Origin of the sequence: Streptomyces venezuelae (assembly GCF_008642335.1) — a bacterium.
GTDB classification, from domain to species: domain Bacteria; phylum Actinomycetota; class Actinomycetes; order Streptomycetales; family Streptomycetaceae; genus Streptomyces; species Streptomyces venezuelae_F.
Genome location: NZ_CP029191.1, coordinates 5,437,070 through 5,454,702 on the forward strand (window position 1 = coordinate 5,437,070; position 17,633 = coordinate 5,454,702).

Annotated in this window: 7 protein-coding genes; 5 read left to right on the top strand and 2 right to left on the bottom strand. The window is 72.9% G+C overall.

Translation table 11 applies throughout. The features are described 5' to 3' along the window. Positions 1–38 precede the first annotated feature (38 nt). From DEJ49_RS24740 to DEJ49_RS24760, 5 genes are all read left to right on the top strand, one after another. Entirely contained in the window at positions 39–8,267 is an 8,229-nt protein-coding gene (locus DEJ49_RS24740) for an HAD-IIIC family phosphatase (protein ID WP_411757250.1), read from the top strand. A 328-nt stretch (positions 8,268–8,595) separates the two neighbouring features. Further along, positions 8,596–10,944 carry a thioester reductase domain-containing protein gene (locus tag DEJ49_RS24745; RefSeq protein ID WP_223832981.1) on the top strand — a complete coding sequence of 783 codons (2,349 nt, stop codon included), beginning with the start codon at positions 8,596–8,598 and terminating at the stop codon, positions 10,942–10,944. Then, entirely contained in the window at positions 10,941–12,044 is a 1,104-nt protein-coding gene (locus DEJ49_RS24750; protein WP_150186161.1) for an alpha/beta fold hydrolase, read from the top strand. The genes DEJ49_RS24745 and DEJ49_RS24750 overlap by 4 nt, the downstream gene beginning before the upstream one ends. Next, positions 12,028–13,470, top strand: a complete 1,443-nt coding sequence (locus DEJ49_RS24755; RefSeq protein WP_150186162.1) for an MFS transporter — start codon at positions 12,028–12,030, stop codon at positions 13,468–13,470. The genes DEJ49_RS24750 and DEJ49_RS24755 overlap by 17 nt, the downstream gene beginning before the upstream one ends. Before the next feature lie 20 nt (positions 13,471–13,490). Next, positions 13,491–14,423, top strand: a complete 933-nt coding sequence (locus DEJ49_RS24760) for a sigma-70 family RNA polymerase sigma factor (protein WP_150186163.1) — start codon at positions 13,491–13,493, stop codon at positions 14,421–14,423. Positions 14,424–14,426: 3 nt separating this feature from the next. Here DEJ49_RS24760 and DEJ49_RS24765 read toward each other — a convergent pair whose 3' ends face one another. Beyond that, complete coding sequence (locus DEJ49_RS24765) at positions 14,427–16,469, bottom strand: elongation factor G (protein WP_223832982.1); 2,043 nt, start codon at positions 16,467–16,469, stop codon at positions 14,427–14,429. Beyond that, entirely contained in the window at positions 16,408–17,538 is a 1,131-nt protein-coding gene (locus tag DEJ49_RS24770) for a CPBP family intramembrane glutamic endopeptidase (protein WP_150186165.1), read from the bottom strand. Before DEJ49_RS24770 ends, DEJ49_RS24765 begins: the two co-directional genes overlap by 62 nt. Between the last annotated feature and the right edge of the window lie 95 nt (positions 17,539–17,633).

The window sequence follows — 17,633 nt, forward strand, 5'->3', positions numbered from 1 at the left end:
ACGAACTGCTCCAATACCTCAAGGCGGTCTCGCAGGAACTGCACGCCACCCGAGGGCGGTTGCAGAGCCTGGAGGACCGTCGCAGCGAGCCCGTGGCGATCGTCGGGATGAGCTGCCGGCTGCCCGGCGGCGTGTCCTCGCCGGACCACCTGTGGGACGTCGTCCTCAAGGGCGAGGACATGATCGGCAACTTCCCCGCCGACCGCGGCTGGGACGTCGACGCCCTCTACGACCCGGAGCCCGGCAACCCCGGCAAGACCTACACCCGCTCCGGCGGCTTCCTGCACGACGCGGCGGACTTCGACCCGGCCTTCTTCGGCATCACGCCCCGCGAGGCCCACGGCATGGACCCGCAGCACCGCCTCATGCTGGAGGCGTCGTGGCAGGCCCTGGAGAGCGCGGGCATCAACCCGCAGACCCTCAAGGACACCGCCACCGGTGTCTTCGCCGGGTCCTTCCACCACGACTACGACCCCGGCGGCGGCAGCGTCGGCAGCCTCGTGTCCGGCCGCGTCTCCTACGCACTCGGCCTCCAGGGCCCGGCCGTCACCGTCGACACGGCCTGCTCCTCCTCGCTGGTGGCCCTGCACCAGGCCGTGCAGTCGCTGCGCGACGGCGAGTGCACGCTCGCCCTGGCGGGCGGCGTGACCGTGCTGTCCACGCCCGGCGTCTTCATCGAGTTCTCCCGCCAGCGCGGCCTCGCCGCCGACGGCCGCTGCAAGTCGTACGCCACCGCCGCCGACGGCACCGGCTGGGGCGAGGGCGTGGCCGTACTGGCCCTGGAGCGCCTGTCCGACGCGGAACGCAACGGCCACCGGGTCCTCGCCGTCGTGCGGGGCAGCGCGGTGAACCAGGACGGCGCGTCGAACGGCCAGACCGCGCCCAACGGACCCGCCCAGCAGCGCGTCATTCAGGACGCCCTCGCCTCGGCCGGGCTGACGACCGCGGACGTCGACGTCGTCGAGGGCCACGGCACCGGCACGACCCTCGGCGACCCGATCGAGGCGCAGGCGCTGCTCGCCACGTACGGCCAAGGCCGGGACCCGGAACGCCCGTTGTGGCTCGGTTCGGTCAAGTCCAACATCGGGCACACCCAGGCGGCGGCCGGTGTCGCGGGCATCATCAAGATGGTCCAGGCGATGCGGCACGGCATCATGCCCAGCACGCTGCACGTCGACGAGCCCTCGCGCCACGTCGACTGGACCGAGGGCCAGGTCAGGCTCCTCACGGAGAACCGCCCGTGGCCCGAGGGCGACCGCCCGCGCCGGGCCGGTGTCTCGTCGTTCGGCTACAGCGGCACGAACGCCCACGTGATCGTGGAGGCCGCTCCAGCACCACAGTCCTCGCCGCGCGTCGCCGAGTTGGAGCCGTCGGACGACGGTTCCCTGGTGCTGCCGTGGGTGCTGTCGGCGAGGAGCGAGGCCGCGCTCGCCGAGCAGGCCGAGAGGCTGCTGGCCCGGCTCGACGAGGGCGGGCTGCCGGGGCTGCGGGACGTGGGCCACACGCTGGCGGAGGGGCGTGCGGTGCTGGAGCGCCGGGCGGTCGTGCTGGGCAGCGACATCGACGAACTCACCGCCGCCTTGACCGAGTTGGCGGCAGGACGTGCGGCCCCCGGTGTCGTATCCGGGCGTGCCGTGACGAACGCCTCCAGTGGTGCGGTGTTCGTGTTCCCGGGGCAGGGTTCGCAGTGGGTCGGGATGGCTCGGGAGCTGTTGGAGTTCTCGCCGGTGTTCGCGTCGCGGATGGCGGAGTGTGGTGCTGCGCTTGAGCCGTTTGTGGATGGCTGGTCGCTGCTTGATGTGGTGCGGGAGGGCGACGAGGAGGCGCTGCGTCGGGTTGATGTGGTGCAGCCGGTGTTGTTCGCGGTGATGGTGTCGCTGGCGGAGTTGTGGCGTTCGCTGGGGGTGCGGCCTGCTGCGGTGGTGGGGCATTCGCAGGGTGAGATTGCTGCGGCGTGCGTAGCCGGTGCGCTGTCGTTGGGTGATGCGGCGCGAGTCGTCGCGTTGCGGTCGCGGGCGATCGTGCGGCTGGCGGGTAGGGGCGGGATGGTGTCCGTTCTGGCGCCGGAGGCTCAGGTTGTGGGGCGGTTGAGTTCCGGGCTGCAGGTGGCTGTGGTGAACGGGCCTGAGCAGGTCGTGGTGTCGGGTTCGCCTGGCGAGCTGGATGCGTTCATGGCCGTGTGTGAGGCCGATGGGGTGCAGGTGCGGCGGATCGCCGTGGACTATGCCTCGCATTCGCCGCAGGTCGAGGAGCTGCGGGATGAGCTGCTGGATGTGCTCGCGGAGATCCAGCCGCAGGCCGGGCAGGTCCCGCTGTTCTCCACGGTCACCGGTGACGTGATCGACACGGCGGTGATGGATGCGGAGTACTGGTTCACGAATCTTCGGCAGACCGTCCGGTTCGACGCCGCGCTGAAGAACCTGATGGGCGCCGGGCATCGCGTCTTCGTCGAGTCCAGCCCGCATCCCGTGCTCCTCGGCGCCGTCGTGCAGTACGCCGATCACCTCCGTACGAAGGGTGTGACCGCCGTGGGCACGCTCCGGCGGAACGAGGACGAGAAGGCTCAGCTGCTCCGTGGTCTGGCCGAGGTGTTCGTCGCCGGTGCCGACGTGAACTGGTCGCTGTGGCTCGCGGGCGGCGAGCTCGTCGAGCTGCCGACGTACGCCTTCCAGCGCCGCCGGTACTGGCAGCCCGCCGCGGCCGCCTCCGCCGACGTCGGCTCCGCGGGCCTGGAAGCCGTACGGCACCCGCTGCTCGGCGCGTCCGTGCCTCTCGCCGACAGCGACGACGTCGTCCTCACCGGGCGCCTGTCCCGCGCCGCGCAGCCCTGGCTGGCGGACCACGCGGTCTTCGGCACGGTCATCCTGCCCGGCACCGCCTTCGTCGAGCTGGCCCTGCGCGCCGCCGACGAGGTGGGCTGCGACACGGTGCGGGACCTGACCCTCACCGCGCCGCTGCGCCTGCCCGAACAGGGCGAGGTCGACGTACAGGTGCAGATCGGCGGCGCGCACGGCACGGACGGTGCGGATGGCGCGGGGCGTCCCCTCGACGTCTACGCCCGGCCCCGCACGTCCGACGGTTCCGGGACGTGGACCCGCCACGCGTCCGCGCTCCTGACGACCGGTGGCACGGCGACGGACACTTCCGGCGACAACCCGCTGTACGGCGCCGCCTGGCCGCCCGCGGGCGCCGAACGCCTGGACGCCGCCGCGCACTACGACACGATGGCGGACGCGGGCCTGGAGTACGGGCCCGCGTTCCAGGGCCTCTCCGACGTGTGGCGGCTCGACGGCGAGATCCTCGCGCAGGTCGCCCTGCCCGGCCGGCAGGCGGAGGAGGCGCGGCGCTTCGGCGCCCACCCCGCCCTCCTCGACGCCGCGCTGCAGGCCGCCGCCGTCGACAGCCTCGACGGCGCCACGCCGCTGCCGTTCTCCTTCGGCTCGGTCACCCTGCACAGCCGGGGCGCGAACGAGGTGCGGGTACGCATCGTGCCCACCGGCGACGACACGTTCACGGTCGAGGCGGCCGACCCGTCCGGTACACCGGTCGCGCGCATCGACTCCCTCCTCGTACGCCCGGTGGCCGCAGGCGATCTCGCCGCTCCGGACAGCAGCACGCGGTCGCTGCTCTCCCTCGCCTGGACGCCGCACGCGGCGGGCGACGGCGGGACGGGTGCGGGGACGGACACCTCGGACGTCACGGTCCTCGACGTCGCCGCGGCCGTCGGTGACACCGGCACTGGCACCAACACCGACGCCGCCCGTGCGCGGGCCGTTCTCCAGGACACCCTGGTCCGGGTGCAGGAGTGGCTCGCTCAGGACCGGCCCGCGTCGGCCCGCCTGGTCGTGCTGACCCGGCACGCCGTGCTCACGGGGGCCGAGGCGCCAGGCGCCCCGCTCGACCTGGCCCAGGCCTCCGTATGGGGCCTCGCCAGGGCCGCCCGCGCGGAGAACCCAGGCCGCGTGATCCTCGTGGACACGGATACCGCTACCGGCGCTGACGGGCTCGACCAGGACGCTTTCACCGGTGTACTGCGTTCCGGCGCACCCGAACTTGCCCTGCGGGACGGCAAGTTGTACGTACCGTCCCTCCGCCCCGAAGACACGCAAGCCACCCAGACCACCCGAGCCACCCCCCGTACCTCTCCCGCCGCCGCTCTCGGCACCGGCACCGTCCTCATCACGGGCGGCACCAGCGGCCTCGGCGCGCAGGTCGCCCGGCACGCCGCCCGGCTCGGTGCCCGGCACCTTCTCCTGCTGTCGCGGCGCGGCCCCGAGAGCGAGGGCGTGGCGGCCCTGAGGGACGAACTCACCGCCTCCGGAGCCCGGGTCACCGTCGTCGCGTGTGACGCGGCCGACCGTGAGCAACTGGCCCGTGTCCTGCGCCAGTTGCCGCCGGAGTATCCGCTGACCGCCGTCGTCCACGCCGCGGGCATACTCCGTGACGCCGTCGTCGAGTCCATCGACGCGGACAGCCTGAACGCCGTGCTGCGGCCGAAGTCCGACGCCGTCTGGAACCTCCACACGCTGACCGAGGGCACCGAGCTCTCCGCCTTCGTCGTCTTCTCCTCCCTCGCCGGCGTCCTCGGCGGTGCGGGACAGGGCAGTTACGCCGCCGCCAACGCGTTCCTCGACGCGCTGATGCAGCAGCGCTGCCGTACCGGACTGCCCGGACTCTCCCTGGCCTGGGGCCTGTGGGCCGAGGCGACCGGCATGACCGGGCACCTCGGCGACGACGATCTGGAGCGGATCAACCGCGGCGGCATCGCCGCGCTCACCACCGAGCAGGGGCTCGCGCTCCTCGACGCGGCGCTCACCCGGGACGCGGACGACGCGCTGCTCCTGGCGGCCGCCCTCAACGAACCCGTCCTGCGCACCACCGAACCGGCGCTGCTGCCCCCGCTCCTCGCGGGCCTGTACCCACCGCGCCGCCGCCTCGCGGGATCCCGCGAGGGACGCCCGGCGGACGCCGGCGGGCGGCTCTCCCTCGACTCGCGGGACGCGGTCGTCGAACGGCTGCGGTACCGGTTCGCCGCGACGATGGGCTTCGGCACCGACGAGCTCGACGCCGGCGCGGCACTCGTCGGGCAGGGCCTCGACTCCGTGATGGCCATGCAGATCCGCAGCCTGATCGAGGCGGACTTCGGCCAGTCCCTGCCGATCGCCTCGCTGTTCAACGGAGCGAGTGTCGACTCGATCGCCGACCAGCTGATCGCGGGCGCGGGGGCCGTCGAGGCGGCGCCCGAGGGTGCGGCCGCCTCGGAGCACGCCGAGGGTGCCGAGATCGTCCACGACGTCGTACGCCACCCGGCCACCCGCGACGTCGTACGCCTCCTCCGCGCCGAACAGCACGGCACGCCCGGCGTCACCCACCACATCGGACTCGCCGTGCGCCTCACCGCGCCGACGACCCCGGAGCGGCTCGCCGAGGTCGTCGCCTCGCTCGCCGCCCGGCACGCCGCGCTGCGCACCGCGATCGTCCAGGACGCCGACGGCGTACAGCAGTTGGAGGTACGCCGCACGCTCGACGGCGACCTGGTGCGGTGGTCGGACGTCGCCGAGGACACCGACGTCGACGAGCGGCTGTGCGCGCTGATGGAGCCGCCGTTCGACCTGGCCGCGGCGCCGCTGTGGCGGTTCGAGCTGCTCGCGCGCCCGTCCGGCGAGCAGGTCCTCGTGTTCGGCGCGCACCACGCGGTCTCCGACCTGGCGTCGCTGATGCTCGTGGCGCACGGTCTGGGCGCCGGGCTCGCGGGGGCGCAGCCGCCCGCCGAGGTCACCAACCGCGACATCGACCTGCTGCTGCGCGCACAGAGTGCACAAAGTGCTCAGAGCGGGTCCGCCGCGCCCTCCGGGGCGCCGTCGGACGCGGGGGACTGGCGTGCGGACTTCGCGGGCGCGGGACGGCTCGACCTGGAGCTGGCCGCGCCGCGTCCCGCGCAGCGGTCGTACCGCTCGGCCATGCACCTCGCCGAGCTGCCGCGCGAGCTCCAGGAGCGGGTGGAGAGCCGGGCCAGGGGCCTCGGCATCACGCCCGCCGCGTTCTGGCTCGGCGCGCTGACCGCGCACCTCGCGCGGCTGCGCGACCGGGACCGGTTCGTCCTCGCCGTCCCCGTGGACACCCGCATGCACGTGGGGGCGCTCGACGCCGTCGGCTACTTCGGGCTGCCGATCCCGTACGCCGCCCAGGTCGACGCCGACGACACCGCCGAGGACGTCCTGCGGCGCACCGACGGCCGGCTCAGCCGGGTCCTGGAGCGCGGCGTCACGTTCTTCGACGCGATGTCGGCGCTCGTCCAGGAGGGCCTGTACCGCAAGGACGCGCCGCTCGTCGAGGTCTACTTCAACTACATGCCGCCGCAGGCCGGGGCGGCGGAGGGCCTTCACATCGTCCCCGCGGGCACCGGCTACTCCGACCTCGACCTGATGGTCACGGTCATGCCGGGCCTCGGGAAGGTCGGCCTGGAGTACAACACGGACGTACTCGACGACGCGTCGTGTGCGTCGCTCGCGGAGGACTTCCTGCGGCTCGCCGAGGAGTTCGCGGCGGACGCGACGACACCGGCGCGACGGGCGGCCGCGCCCGCGCCCACAGCGCCCCTCGCCACCCCCGACCCCACACCCCGACTCGCTGTGGCCGCGACCTTCGCCCTCGGCAACCTCCCGGCCATGCTGTCCTTCGCCGTACGGGAAGGCGGGGTCGAGGGAGGGCCGTTCGACGTGGTGGAGGCGCCGTACCACCAGGTCCTCGCGAGCCTGCACGATCCGGGCAGCGTGTTCGTGCAGGGGGCGACGGCCGCCGGGCTCGTCCTGCTGCGCCCCGGCGACCTCACCCGCTTCACGGACGAAGCGAGCGGACCCGAGCACGCCCTGCTCGACCAGCTCGCCGACGAGTACCCGGCCGCGCTGCGCTCCCTCGCCGAGCGCACCCGTAAGCCGCTCGTCGTCGCCTTCCTGCCCGAGAGCTTCCTGCCCGAGAGCGCGGACGACGGACGCCTGTGCGACTGGGAACGGCGGGTGACGGGGCGCCTCGCGGACGTCCCCGGCATCGCCGTCCTGCCCTCCGACACGTGGACCGGCGACGACTATCCGGTGGCGGACGTGTTCGACGCCCACACCGACGCGATGGCCCACCTGCCGTTCCAGGACGAGTTCCAGGCACTGGTGGCGCTGCGCCTCGCCGACGTCCTCCAGCAGGTGTGCCGGCGGGCGCCCAAGGTGATCGTCGTCGACGGCGACGAGACGCTGTGGAGCGGTGTCGCGGGCGAGGTCGGCCCGGAGAACGTCGACTTCACCGGGGCGCGTGCGCTGCTCGCGGCGCGGCTCCTCCAGTGGCGGGAGGCGGGCGTCCTGCTCGCCATGGTCTCCAACAACGACGAGGAGACCGTGCACCGCATCCTCGACCGGCCCGACAGTCCGCTGCGTCGCGAACACTTCGCGGCGATCTCCGCGGCCTGGGAACCCAAGTGGACCCGGATCACGCGGATCGCCGACGACCTCCGTCTCGGCCTCGACAGCTTCCTCTTCCTCGACGACAACCCGGTCGAGATCGCCGGTGTACGCGCCCAGTTGCCTGAGGTGCTCTGCCTCACGTGCCCGAGCGCGGACGAACTCGCGGAGTTCGTGGCGCGGTTGTGGCCGATGGTGCCGCGGGCGGCGACGGCGGAGGACTCGGCGCGGGCCGACTTCTACCGCCAGGAGCAGGTGCGCGACGAGGCGAGGGCCCAGCTCGGCTTCGCCGAGTTCCTGGCGAACCTCCGGCTCGAACTCGACATCGAGCCGGTGAACGAGGAGACCGCCGAGCGCACGGTGCAGCTCAGCAGGCGCACCAACCAGTTCAACCTGCGGCCCCGCCCGCTGGACGACGCGGAGCTGGCGCGGCTGCGGCAGAGCGGGGAGGTGTGGACGGCGACCGCGCGGGACCGCTTCGGCGCGTACGGGCAGATCGGCGTCCTCGCCGTCACCGTCGACGGCGACGCGCTCGAAGTCGTCGCCTGGATGATGAGCTGCCGCGTGCTCGGCCGGGGCGTCGAGGACCGGCTCCTGCAGTGGCTCGCGGACCGGGCCGAGGCACACGGCTGCACCGCGGTGCGGCTGATCGCCGAGAACACGCCCCGCAACATCCCCGCCCGACGCCTCGTGTCCCGCCTCGGCGGCGGCGACGTCGACGCGCCACGCCTGGAGGCGGCGGTGGGGCTCGCACACCTTCGGGAGTTCCGTTCCTGGGACCCCGCATCGGATCACGCAGCGGAGGACAGCAATGCCTGAGGCGGCCGGCGGCACGAGTCGCAACCGCAGTGTCAACCGGCGACCGGAAGAGGAGGCAATAGAACGAGGCGCCCCCGCGCGAACCGCGGCGGCAAACCTCCTGACCCACTTCCGCAAACCCAAGCCCACGTCCGCGGCGCCGCAGGGGGCTGCCGGGACGACGGGGTCCGCGGGCCCTGCGAGCCCGGCGGGTCCCACGCAGGCCGCGACACCCGCCGCTGTCTCCGCGCGGCAGTCCGCCGGGTCGACGCAGCCCGCGGCTTCTGCGGGGCTGGTGAGCCCGGCGGGGCCCGCGCGGGTCGCCCCCGGCGAGCAAACCGCACCCGCCGTGCAGGTCGCACCGGCCGCACCTGCCGACGGTCCCGCCGACGGCCGTCCCGCGCGGACCGTCGCGGATGTTGCCGCGGACATCGCGGCCCGCGCCGCCCGCTTCCTGCCCGGTGGCGTGCCCGACCCCGAGACGGACCTGTTCGACGCGGGGCTGTCCTCCGTCGACGCCGTCGAGCTCGTCGCGCTGATGGCGCGGGAGCTCGACGTACAGCTGACCCTGGACGACGTCTTCGCCGACGCCCGCCCGCGACGCCTGGCCCAACGCTGGGCCAAGGCCCTGGGCCTCCCCACGACGGCCTCGGCCGCGTCCACGACAGCCCCCGCGGCCCCCGTGGCCGTGCCCTCCGAAGCCGCCCCCGCGGCCCCGGTGGCAACGACCTCCGAAGCCGCCCCCGCGACCGTGACCCCCACGGCCGTCCCCACCCCCTCCATCGCCCCCGTCGTCATCCCCGCCCCGGCCGGCGACGCCGCCGTCCACGAGGATCTGGAGGTCATCCTCGAAGACCTCGCCCTCGCCGACCGGCTGCCGTTCAGTCGGCAGGCCGAACCCGTGGCGCCGCGGCGGATTCTGCTCACCGGGGCCACCGGGTATCTCGGGAGTCACCTGTTGCTCGATCTGTTGCGGCAGGGCGACGCGCATGTGGTGTGTCTCGTGCGCGGCGCCGACGACTCCGCCGCGGAGCGGCGGCTCGCCGACGCGCTCGCGAGTTTCGACCAGCCCTGGACCGCCGAGGTCCGCCGCCGCGTCACCGTGCTCGCCGCCGACCTCCGGCAGCCGTTCCTCGGGTTGGCGAAGGACGTGTGGGAGGGGCTTGCCCAAGAGCTCGATTCCATCGTCAACGTCGCCGCCGCCGTCGACTTCCTGCGCGGCTACCCCTCCCTGCGCCAGACCAACGTGCTGGGCCCGCTCGCCCTCGCCGAGCTGGCGATGACGGGTCGTCCCAAGCCGCTGCACCACATTTCCTCGGTCGCCGTCTTCAACGAGGTCGGCATCGAGAAGATGGGCGAGGACGACCCGGTCGCCCACATCGACCGGCTCTTCGCCGGGTACGACAAGTCGAAGTGGGCCGCGGAAGCCGTGCTGCGACGCGCCCGCGAGCACGGGCTCACCGTCACGTTCCTGCGGCCCGGCGCCATCGGCGGGCACACCCGCACCGGTGTGTACAACCCGCGTGACCTCAGCACCGGCCTGATCGGCGCGTTCTCCCGGTACCGGACCGTGCCCGCCTTCAAGTTCATGAACCTCGCGCCGGTCGACTGGATCAGCAAGGTGACCGCCGCCGTCGTCTTCGACCCCGCCGCGTGGGGCCAGAACTACAACGTCACCGGCCGCGCCGAGACCCTGCCCCAGCTGGTCAAGGACATGAAGCTGGCCGGGATGAACGTCCGTGTCGCCAACTGGCGCGAGTGGCGGGACGATCTCATCGCGCGGCATGCCGCCGACCCCGTGCCCGAGCTCGACTTCCTGATCCGCATCCTGCGCAGCCCCACCGCGATGAAGCTCTTCGAGGCGCTGATGTTCGGCCCGGAGGCGGGCTCGGAGCGCACCGACCGGTTCGTCGCGCGCAAGCGGCTGCCCGAGGCCGAACGGTACGGGTCACAGGCCCAGTTGAAGGCGTTCGAGCGGATGGCGAAGGACGGCGTCGCCCGGCTCCCCAGCCGCGAGGACCCGCCCTATCTGCAGTTCCGCGAGCGGACCAAGGGGCGGATCGGCCCTGTCGGAGCGGAGCGTGACGCCAAGTGCAGGATGGCGCTGACTCTTTCGATCGCCAGCATGTACCAGGTCGTACGCCACCGGAGGATCGACGTCCGCGGCGAGGTGTTCTGTGAGCGGCTGCACGCGGAGCCGCTGACCGTCGAGGCGGGCGAGATCTGGGTGCGCCCGGACGAGGGCGTGCCGCTGCGGCACGGGAGCGACCACCCGCTGCTGCGCTACCGGCTGGTCCTCGTGGACCGCGACGGCGGCCGCTGGTGGCTGGAGGGCTGGAAGACGGCCCGCGCGAGCCGCGACTTCTGGAAGCAGACCCGCACCATCGACGTCACCATCGGCCGCGAGAACGAACCCGCGAGCCTTGAAGGCGTCGTCAAGGTCCCCGGCAAGAGCTACGTGCCCGATCAGATCGACGGCATCGAGGTAGACCCGCGGCTCACGTCGCAGGAGCAGCGCCTCGCCAAGCTCGCCTGGCTCTCCTGGTTCTTCGTACAGGTCGGCATGGGCCTCGCCGAACCGTCCCTGCGCGCCGTCGCGGAACTCCTCGACCTGCGCAAGGACGCCATCGACCGCGACCAGGACAAGCTGCAACGCAAGATCAGGAAGCTGATGATCAAAAGGGAGCAGACCCGATGACGACGCTGAGGCCCCTCCACCACGCACTCGGCGCCCGCGTCGAGGACATCCCCTTCACCGCGTCCGACGGCACCCGGCTCGGTCTCACCCGCGTCGCCCCCGAGGACGGCTCCACCGACCGCCCGGTCGTCCTGATCCTGCACGGACTGACCGCGTCGGCCGACATGTTCACGCTCCCCGAGACCCGCAACCTCGTGGACGTCCTGCTCGACGCGGGCTACGAACCGTGGCTCCTGGACTGGCGGGGCAGCTGCCGGCTGCCGTACAACGAGGGCCGGGTCCGCTACACCTTCGACGACGTCGCGCTCTACGACATCCCGGAGGCGGTGGCGCTGATCAAGGAACGTATCGACGGGCGCGAACTCCTCGTCGTCGCGCACTGCATCGGCGCGATGTGCCTGTCGCTCAGCATGGCCGCGGGGCTCGTGCCGGGCCTGTCCGGCGTCGTCGCGCAGGGCGTGTTCCTCACCCCGAAGATGTCCTGGAAGACGCGTGCCCGCCTGCACTTCGGCGGCGAGCTGCTGCGCTCCCGCTTCGTCAACATCCCCACCGACTTCAAGAAGGTCGGCCTGTGGTCGAAGCACTCGCTGATCTTCGCGGAGGTGTCGCTCGGCGCCGAGTGCAAGGACCCCAACTGCCAGATCCTCCACAACGACTCGTGGGGCGTCGGCGGCTCGCTCTTCGAGCACGACAACCTCGACGAGGTCACCCACGACCGCCTCGCCGACCTGTACGGCACGGTGCCGATGTGGATCCTGCCGCACCTGCGCAGCATCGAACTGGCGCACACGATGATGCGGTACAACGACGGCGACGGCCGCTACGACGCGCTGCCGAAGAACGCCCTCGACGAGGCGGGCTCGTTCGACACCCCGCTGATGCTGCTCTCCGGCAGCGACAACCGCTTCTGGTACGACTCGAACGAGATCTGCCACGACGTGCTGAAGCGCCGCCACCCCGAGATGGACGTCCGGTACGTGGAGGTGCCCGGCTACGGCCACCTCGACGCGTTCATCGGCCGCAACGCCGCACTCGACGTGTTCGGCCACATCGTCGACTTCCTCGACGGGTGCCGGGTCTCCGATGACGTCCGCGCCTGACCGCCCTGCCGCCCCGGCGCCCGGCACGCGGCTGCTCATGCCCGTCATCCTGCTCGCCATCTTCACGGTCCCGCTGTCGGTCTCCGGCACCGCCGTGTCCCTGGGCGACATCGCCGACGACCTGGGCAGCTCGTCGGTGGGGGAGCAGTGGGTCCTCAACGGCTACAACCTGACGTTCGCCTGCTCGACCCTCGTCTGGGGATCGGTCGCCGACATCATCGGGCGCTGGCAGGCGCTGTTCTTCGGGCTGCTCACGTTCGGCGCGGGCTCCGCGCTCAGCCTCTTCGCCGGCGACTACTGGGTCCTCGACGGGGCCCGGCTGCTGGCCGGTGCGGGGGCCGGGGCGGTCTTCTCGGTGGGCACGGCCGTCGTGTCGTCCCACTTCGAGGGCGAACGGCGCACCCGCGCCTTCGCGCTCCTCGGGTCGGTCGCGGGCCTCTCCCTCGCGTTCGGCCCGTCCCTGTGCGGCCTGCTCACCCAGCTCTCCGGCTGGCGGCTCGTCTACGGCTTCCAGCTGGCCTGCCTGGTCGTCGCCTGCGCGGGCATGCCGCTGATCCGCCGCGCCGCCGCCCACGAGAAGCGGCACGCGGCCCGCATCGACTGGCCGGGAGCGGCGCTGTTCTGCACGGCGACCACCGTCACGCTCGGCGGCCTCGCCCTCGGCTCCGCGACGGGCTGGGCCTCGCCGCCCTTCCTGCTCTGCACGGCCCTCGGCATCGGCTGCTACGGCCTGTTCGCCTGGCGCGAGTCCACCGCGCCCAACCCGCTCCTGAGCCTGCGCACCCTGCGCAGCAGGCGCTTCTCCGGCATCACGCTGGTGGTCGCGGTGGCGTCGTTCACCTTCACCAACGCGGTCGCCTACCTCCCGGTCTTCTTCCAGGGCGCGTACGGCGCGTCGGCCGGTGCCAGCGGCGCGTACCTGATGTTCCTGACGCTGCCCGTCCTGGTCGCCCCGCTGATCGCCGCCCGCCTGACCGCGCGCGGCACACCGGCCCACACGATCTTCACGTGGAGCATCGGCCTGCTGGTCGTGGGTCTCGTCCTCGCGGGCGCGACCGCCGCTCCCGGACTCGTCTGGATGATGCTCCCGATGGTCGTCGTGGGCATCGGGTTCGGGCTGCAGGCGGGCCTCGTCGACGGCGAGGCGCTCGCGCACGTGCCGGCGGACGAGGCGGGCATGGGGGCGGGCTGGATCAACACGGTCAGGCTCGGCAGCGAGGCGATCGCGGTGTCGCTCTTCGGCTCGCTGTTCGCCAGCTTCGCGGGCGACGCCGACGACGCGTCGCGCGGCGGTTTCGCCGCCATCACGATCGGCTCCACGCTGTGCGCGGCGGTTCTGGGGATCGTCTCCGTCCTCCTCATGCGACGGCGCCCCGGTCCGGCGGCCCCGGCCGGGGAACCGAGGGCGGCGGACCACGTCGCCTGAGCCTCCTGTTCAATGACGGCATGATCGAGAACGGTTCGGCCCAAGTCGCCCTCGCGGCACGCTTCGAGGAGCACAGGCCCCGCCTGAACGCGGTCGCGTACCGCATGCTCGGCTCGCTGAGCGAGTCCGAGGACGCGGTGCAGGAGGCGTGGTTCCGGCTGAGCCGCACCGAGGCGGACCCCGGGGCGGAGGAGGTGCACAATCTGGGCGGCTGGCTGACCACCGTCGTCGGCCGCATCTGCCTCGACCTGCTGCGCACCCGGCAGTCCCGGCGCGAGGACTCCCTGGACGCGTCCGTGCAGGCGCACGGCGAGACCCACGTCCCGGACCCGGTCGTGTCCCGCGCCGACGTCGCCGACCCCGAACAGGAAGTGCTGCTCGCCGACTCGGTGGGCCTCGCGCTCCTCGTCGTACTGGAGACGCTGGCGCCCGCCGAGCGCCTCGCGTTCGTGCTGCACGACATGTTCGGCGTGCCCTTCGACGACATCGCGCCCATCGTGGAGCGCTCACCGGCCACGACCCGGCAGCTGGCCAGCCGGGCCCGCCGCCGCGTGCAGGGTTCCACGCCCGCGGCGGAGACCGACGTCGCCAAGCAGCGCGAGGTCGTGGAGGCGTGGATGGCCGCCACGCGCGCCGGTGACTTCGACGCGCTCCTCGAACTCCTCGACCCGGACGTCGTGCTGCGCGCCGACACGGGCGAACTGTCCTCCGGCCTCTCCAAGGTGGTGCGCGGCGCCGCGGCGGTGGCCGGGCAGGCCGCGATGTTCGCGTCGGTCGCCGCGGACCAGCACCTGGTGTTCATCAACGGCATGCCGGGCCTGGTCGCGCTCCCCGGCGGCGAGCCGGTCTCCCTCGGCGCCCTCACGGTGGTGGACGGCCGCATCGTGGAGATCAACATCATCGCGGACCGCGAGCGCCTCGAGTTCCTGACGCGCCCGCTGAGGGATGCCTGAGGGTCACCGGTCGGCGGTGGCAGCGGCGCCCTCCCGTCCGCTGCCGCCGGTCCGGCGCACCACGCGCAGCAGGTAGTCCTTGCGGTGGAGCGGGTCGTGGTCGGTCCGCTCACGCGTCGGCGTCGTGCCGCCGCGCACGGGCTCGTAGTGGTCGAAGGCGGACTCCAACTCGCCCTCGCCCCGGGTGAGTCCGGGCAGCAGCTGCTCCAGCGCGTGCACCCGCTGTGCGGGGATGTCCCCCTCCAGCCGGTACGACGCCCCGGCCCCGCCCGTCGTCTGCGTGTGCGGGACGGCGCGCAGCCGGGCGAGCGCGGGCAGGACCGCGCCGACCGTGTCGGCGGGCACGTCGAGCCGGAAGCGGTGCATCGGCTCGTGCACCTCCGTGCCCGCCGCCCGCAGCGCGTCCATCAGGACCAGCGGCGTCAGGTGCCGGAAGTCGCCCGCGGTGCTCGACATGCTTTTGTCGAACGTGCCGTGGGCGTGGCTCTGCCGCGGCCAGTAGCCCGCGTGCGTCATCGTGACCGTGCAGTCGGGGACGCGCCAGCCGTGCACGCCCTGGTGGAGCGTCTCCCTGACGGTCTCCTCGACGGCACGGAAGAACGCGTACGGCATCGACCCGAGCTCCACCCCGAGCCGGAACTCCACCCCCGCCCCGACCGGCGCGGGCTCCACCCGCAGCCCGACCGTGGCCAGGAACGGGTTGGGGCCGGTGTCGATGATCTCGTACGCCGCACCGGTGCCGACGACCCGCTCCACGCAGATCGTCGTGGTCTCCCGGAACGTCACGTCGAGCCCGTACTCCTCGGCGAGCGTCGCCTGGATGACCTCCTTCTGGACCTCTCCGTAGAGCGACACGGAGACCTCCTGGCGGACGTCGTCCTGCCGCAGGTCGATCAGCGGGTCCTGCTCGGCGAGCTGGCCGAGCGCGAGGTGCAGGGCGCCGCGGTCGGCGGCGCGCAGCGGGCTGACGACGGTCTCCAGGGTGGGCGGCGCGAAATGCCGCGCACCGGCTCGGACGCCCTCTCGCGGTACGCCGATGACGTCCCCGATCCGTACGCCCGCGAGCCCCCGCACCTTCGCGATCTGCCCCGCGCGCACCTCGTCGCGCGGTACGTCGGCGCCCTGCTCGAAGACGCTGACGCCGGTGACCTTGCCTTCCGGGAATCGGTCGCGGGTGCGGACGGTGCCCGAGAACATGCGCACGTAGGCGATCTTCTCCCCGGCGGCACCGCGCTCGACCTTGAAGACGCTGCCGGAGACGGGGGCGTCCGCGTCACCGCGCCGAGCGGGCAGCAACTCGCGGATGCCACGCATCAGTTCGGGCACCCCAACGCCGGTGACGGCCGACCCGAAGAACACGGGGTGCACAAGGGCGCGGTGGGTCTGCCGGGCGAGTTCGGCGCGGAGCCGGTCGTACGGGAGGGACGCCGGGTCGTCGACGTACGCGGCGAGGAGCGCGTCGTCGTGCTCGGCCAGCAGCTCGGTCAGCCGGGCGGTGAAAGCCTCGTCCCTGCCGGTGAACGGGACGAAGCGCGCGCCGCGCGCGCCGATGCCGGGGACGGACCCCATCGGGACGACGTCAGCGGTCAGACGCTCGGCGATGTGCCGCAGCACGCCCTCGTAGCGCGCGCCGCGCCGGTCGGTCTTGTTCACGAAGATCAGCGTGGGGATGCGGAGCCGCCGCAGCGTCCGCAGCAGGACGCGGGTCTGCGCCTGCACGCCCTCGACGGCGGAGACCACGAGTACCGCCCCGTCGAGCACGCTGAGCACGCGCTCCACCTCGGCGATGAAGTCCGGGTGGCCGGGGGTGTCGATCAGGTTGACGGCCGTACCGTCGACGGCGAAGGAGACGACGGCGGACTTGATGGTGATGCCGCGCCGCCGCTCCAGGGCGAGCGAATCGGTCTGCGTGTTCCCGTCGTCGACGCGGCCGATCTCGTCGATGACACCGGCGGCGTGCAGCAGCCGCTCGGTCAGGCTGGTCTTACCGGCGTCGATGTGGGCCAGAATGCCCAGGTTCAGAGTGTGCGGAAGGGTTGATTCCACGTACGTCCATGTCCTTTGGGGGAGTGGGGATTCCATTCGCGTGGGACATGCACGAACGCCGCATTTCCTTCTCCTCCATGGACGACGCCGGCCTTCCGCCGACACCCCCCAGTCCAGCAACAGCGGCCTCTTCCGGCAACTGATTAACGCCGACTCCGCGGCGGTTCGCGAGGCGGAGCACGAGGGCGGCGTACCCGCAGAGCATCACCACGTCCACGCCCACCGCCAGCCAGTCCATGTCCGCCGCCGTCTCGTCGGAGGCCAGCGCGCCGGCGATCGCCGCGGAGACGCCCATCGCCAGCAGGTTGTTGACCACGTGCAGGCCGATCGCCGCCTCCAGCCCACCCGTACGGACCGTCAACACCCCCGCCACCAGGCCGAACACCACGAGGTCCGCGAAGCCCCACGGCGTGCCCCAGCCGTGCGCCGCCGCGAACAGCAGCGCCTGCGGCACGAGCGCGGGCCACGGCGTACGGCACCACGCCCCGACCGCCTGGACGAGCCAGCCCCGGAACACGTACTCCTCCGCCGACGCCTGGAACGGCACCAGCACGCACACCATCGCGAGGCCGAGCAGGAAGTCCGGCCACCCCGCCCACTCCGTGCCGCCACCGCTGCCGTCCACGCCCCCGCCCGCGGACTCGGGCAGCAGCATCATGACCCCGAGCGACGCGACGACCAACGGCAGCGCGACGACGAGGCACCGCCCCAGCCAGTCCCACCGCAGCCTGCCCGCGACCGACGACAGCGTGCCCGCCGGACGCCGCTGCGCCCAGCGCGCGGCGAGGAAGACCACGGGCGTGAGCAGGGCGAGCGAGAGCAGCGCGCTGCCGGTCTCCCCGATACCGCCCCAGACGTGAAACCCGTCCTTGTCGACGGGCCGGTCCAGGAACGCTCCCGCGATCTCACCGCCCAGCAGCACGGCGACCGCCGCGACGAGCGCACCGGCCAGCACGAGAGCGGTCCCCACCAGGGGCCTCCACCAGCGGTGACGGCCGGTGGAGCGGGCGAGACGGTGGTAGGGGAGCGGTGGGGGAAGCGGAGCGTCGGGGAACGGCGTAGCGGTCATGGACACCAGCATTCCGGCGGCACCGGCTCCACGCGTCGGCCGCCCGCACGATCACGCCCTCCAACCAGAGATAGAGAGATCCGGCCTCCGTATCA

What these genes read in the sequence shown, in the direction of transcription:
- DEJ49_RS24750 (WP_150186161.1), top strand. Translation starts at nt 10,941, where the DNA reads ATGACGACGCTGAGGCCCCTCCACCACGCACTCGGCGCCCGCGTCGAG.
- DEJ49_RS24755 (WP_150186162.1), top strand. Translation starts at nt 12,028, where the DNA reads ATGACGTCCGCGCCTGACCGCCCTGCCGCCCCGGCGCCCGGCACGCGG.
- DEJ49_RS24760 (WP_150186163.1), top strand. Translation starts at nt 13,491, where the DNA reads ATGATCGAGAACGGTTCGGCCCAAGTCGCCCTCGCGGCACGCTTCGAG.
- DEJ49_RS24770 (WP_150186165.1), bottom strand. Translation starts at nt 17,538, where the DNA reads ATGACCGCTACGCCGTTCCCCGACGCTCCGCTTCCCCCACCGCTCCCC.